At 39.8% G+C, this 3180-nt stretch carries 4 protein-coding genes; 3 read left to right on the plus strand and 1 reads right to left on the minus strand.

All coding sequences use genetic code 11. The annotated features are described in order from the left end of the window. Positions 1-89 precede the first annotated feature (89 nt). The 3 genes from ACHUFZ_RS21075 (at position 90) to ACHUFZ_RS21085 (ending at position 1895) form a co-directional block, all read left to right on the plus strand. A complete protein-coding gene (locus ACHUFZ_RS21075; RefSeq protein ID WP_394128694.1) occupies positions 90-926 on the plus strand; it encodes an AbiJ-NTD4 domain-containing protein in 837 nt (278 codons plus the stop codon). Positions 927-1044: 118 nt separating this feature from the next. Then, positions 1045-1356 carry a GIY-YIG nuclease family protein gene (locus ACHUFZ_RS21080; RefSeq protein ID WP_394128695.1) on the plus strand — a complete coding sequence of 104 codons (312 nt, stop codon included), beginning with the start codon at positions 1045-1047 and terminating at the stop codon, positions 1354-1356. A gap of 200 nt (positions 1357-1556) precedes the next feature. Next, on the plus strand, positions 1557-1895 hold the full coding sequence (locus tag ACHUFZ_RS21085) for a DUF6404 family protein (RefSeq protein WP_081984263.1): 339 nt from the start codon (positions 1557-1559) through the stop codon (positions 1893-1895). Positions 1896-2062: 167 nt separating this feature from the next. Here ACHUFZ_RS21085 and ACHUFZ_RS21090 read toward each other — a convergent pair whose 3' ends face one another. Beyond that, complete coding sequence (locus ACHUFZ_RS21090) at positions 2063-2926, minus strand: DUF2971 domain-containing protein (protein ID WP_394128696.1); 864 nt, start codon at positions 2924-2926, stop codon at positions 2063-2065. Positions 2927-3180 lie beyond the last annotated feature (254 nt).

Here is a 3180-nt window from a genome sequence, read left to right on the forward strand (position 1 = left end):
TGATTCGCAACGCTTGGCAGTTTCGCTTCGCTCAAGTATAGCCAAGCGCCGCTCACACCTTAATGCGGCGTTATGTGTAAGGAGTAAATATGAGATTTTCGTCCAGATTTATCAAAGCCAGAGGCGAGCAGGAGATTATCTTCGAAGATGCTCCGAAGAAAACTAGGATTGGGTATTATTCTAATGTCCTAGAGCCATATTTGAAGTCTGGTAGGCAAGGTCAGTTCGAACCTCTTGATTGCTATGAAGTTCATGAGCAGTTTTGTAAGCTTATTCGTGATGAGAATTTTCCATGGGACTACGACGATCAAGATGGTCGCACATCGCTCTACAGTCATCTACTCATCTGTGACTGGTTTGAGTTCTACGACTTAGTTGAGATGGTTGCGAAAGTCTTAATCGAATACAATAGCGACCCATTCGCAAGTGATTTGTATCGTTACCAAGGCTATCAAACAAAGCTAAACGCATTGTTTGAAGAAGACGCAGTTGGTTGGCGGCTAAATGAGTCTGGTGAACTTTACCGACACATACCAGAGGCTCTTGTTTCTAGGTTAAACAGTGTTTCATCCGACATTGAAGCTCAGTATCAACCTGCCCGAGCACATTACAAGAAAGCAGTTAAATTTCTTTATCAGCACCCGATAGATCCTGCCAATGCAATCAAAGAAATAGTCAGTGCATTGGAAAGTGTAGCGAGAGTTCAAAATACAAGTGCTTCGACTTTAGGGGAAGCCATTAAACAAATGAAGAAAAAAGAGCAATGTCCTCGACTATTATTGGATTCAATGGACAAGCTTTATGCATATGCTAATAGTACTGTTCGTCACGGTAATAAAGAGGTGGTTGAAATCACTCTTCAAGAAGCTGAGTTGGCGCTACATACTGGCATCGCATTTATTCGCTATCTTATTGATAGTAAGTGAAATTACACATAACAATGCATTTAAGAGTGATTCGCAACGCTTGGCAGTTTCGCTTCGCTCAAGTATAGCCAAGCGCCGCTCACACCTTAATGCGGCGTTAGGTATTTTGAGATTATTTATGGCATTTGTTTACCTGATTACTGAAGATGCATTCGAAGGCGAAGTTATAATGCCGTGGGTTAAAATTGGCTATAGTAAGAACCCTCCTGAGTGGAGAATGAATGCGAACCTCAAACGTGGTAATCCGCGATGTTTAGTGCTTTCAGCCGTATTTGAGTATGAATCAATCCTACAAACAAGACGAGCTGAAAAAGCTGGTCACGAACAGTTTAGTCAGTATTTGTTTCAAAAAGAGTGGTTTCAGGTTTGTTGGAAGACTGTAGCCGCTTGGTATGAACAGCAAGGTGCGACCCTCAGGGAAAATACCTAACAATAAATTCAAGCAGATTCGCAACGCTTGGCATTTTCGGTTTGAACCTACTTTAGTGTTTACGGCACAATAGGTTAGGTTGGTGGTAGCGTTGCTCACTACTTAATTTGGCGTTATGGTCACTTTTGGAAATCTTGAAGTGTTTCCAAGTTAAAGAAGCACTATTTGTGTATCCTTTACCTCAAAATAGGAGGTTGGGAATGAGCTATGAGAACAAGCTTGGGCGTGCCTTTAGAGAGTTGGAAGCCGCAAATATATGGAAATGTAACTACAATCCACCGTTACATAAGTGGCTCAGAAGGGCAGGATTGAAATTACGGCCACCATTTTACGTCTCTTTCGCACGTAATCTACTGATACGATTCTTTGAGTTTTTCATATTTTACTTTCCAATTCTCTCATTACTCAGAGTCGAGTCGACAATTTCAAACTTGTTATATGAGTCCATAATCACCAGTGTATTTTACTCGCTGGTAATGTGTTCTTACTATCGGTGGACTTTTAGGCGGTGTGAGTTTACTTGCTGGGAAAAGCTTTAGAGAAACCGTGAACATAACAATAAATTTAAGCAGATTCGCAACGCTTGGCACTTTCGGTTTGAATCGGCTTTAGTGTTTACGGCACAATGGTTTAGGTTAGGTGGTAGCGTTGCTCACTACTTAATTTGGCGTTATGCGTAGCAGTAAAATAAGGCTCTAGTCGAGCCTTAATCGAAGTTTAAGCTACTAATTTCAACTGTATATTTTTTGCTAGATGGCTCTGCTATGAATAGCTTGTATTCATGAATTCGGCAAATATCTTTTAAGAGTTGGATATTATCTTTTGGCATTTTAAACCCAATTATTACGCCATAAATAGCATTATTAGGAAGATCCATAATCCCACCATCTCGCAATTTCACATTGTTCATTACATCATATGAATGCTCTGTGCTTGAGAATAACCGAATTTCATTCTCATATTTCCAACGATGGTGCTTTGAAGCAAAAATAGCAGTACTTAATTTAATCCCATCATCTAAACCACGTATGTTGAGAACTTTGTAGTCAATAACTGGAATATCCTCTACATAATTGACATTAAGAGCAGGTACAGATTTCCCGTCCTTGGTTGTAAGTTCATTGTAGATTATGGCGAAACCTGTCATTCCATCTGTATAGTGTGCCCACATTAAGGGATCATCGCACTTTTTACTTAAGCAGCACACCTTTGTAGATGTACTTGAAACTAACTGGTTCACATTGTTTTCGATAAGGTCTGCTAGTCGCTCTCTCGTATAATCCAGTAGCATTGCTTCAGGTAGTAAGCTTAAATTCTGGTTGTAATCATTCATGCGCTGAGATTGTTGGGCACGAGTTAGCCCATTAAATTCTAAGCTTTCTTGTTCTGTGATCTTTAAAAACTCATACTGCTCACTTTTTAGTCGCGGGGGTTCATCATTAACTATATATCGAAACTCAAAGGGATCATTAAAGCTGTCAACATCTGAAAACCAAAGTGTTTTGTTATTTAACTCTTGGATTGAGTATTGATTGAAATTCCTAAACCTAAACAACTTATTATGAAACATGTAAAACCATCCCCTTATATATAGTACTTATTGTACACTGGCTATGTGTGTGTAAGCTACGCATAACAAAGCGTTTAAGACGGATTCCCAACGCTTGGCGTTTTCGGTTTGGTTCAGCTTTAGTGTTTACGGCACAATGGCTTAGGAATGGTGGTGGCGTTGGTCACCACTTAACGCGGCGTTATACGTTGCGCATAGAATTAAGCAATTAGAAGGATTTAAAGCTAATGATTACTTGCTATGTCAGGTACGTG

Origin of the sequence: Vibrio hepatarius, assembly GCF_043642085.1 — a bacterium.
Lineage (GTDB): Bacteria > Pseudomonadota > Gammaproteobacteria > Enterobacterales > Vibrionaceae > Vibrio > Vibrio hepatarius_C.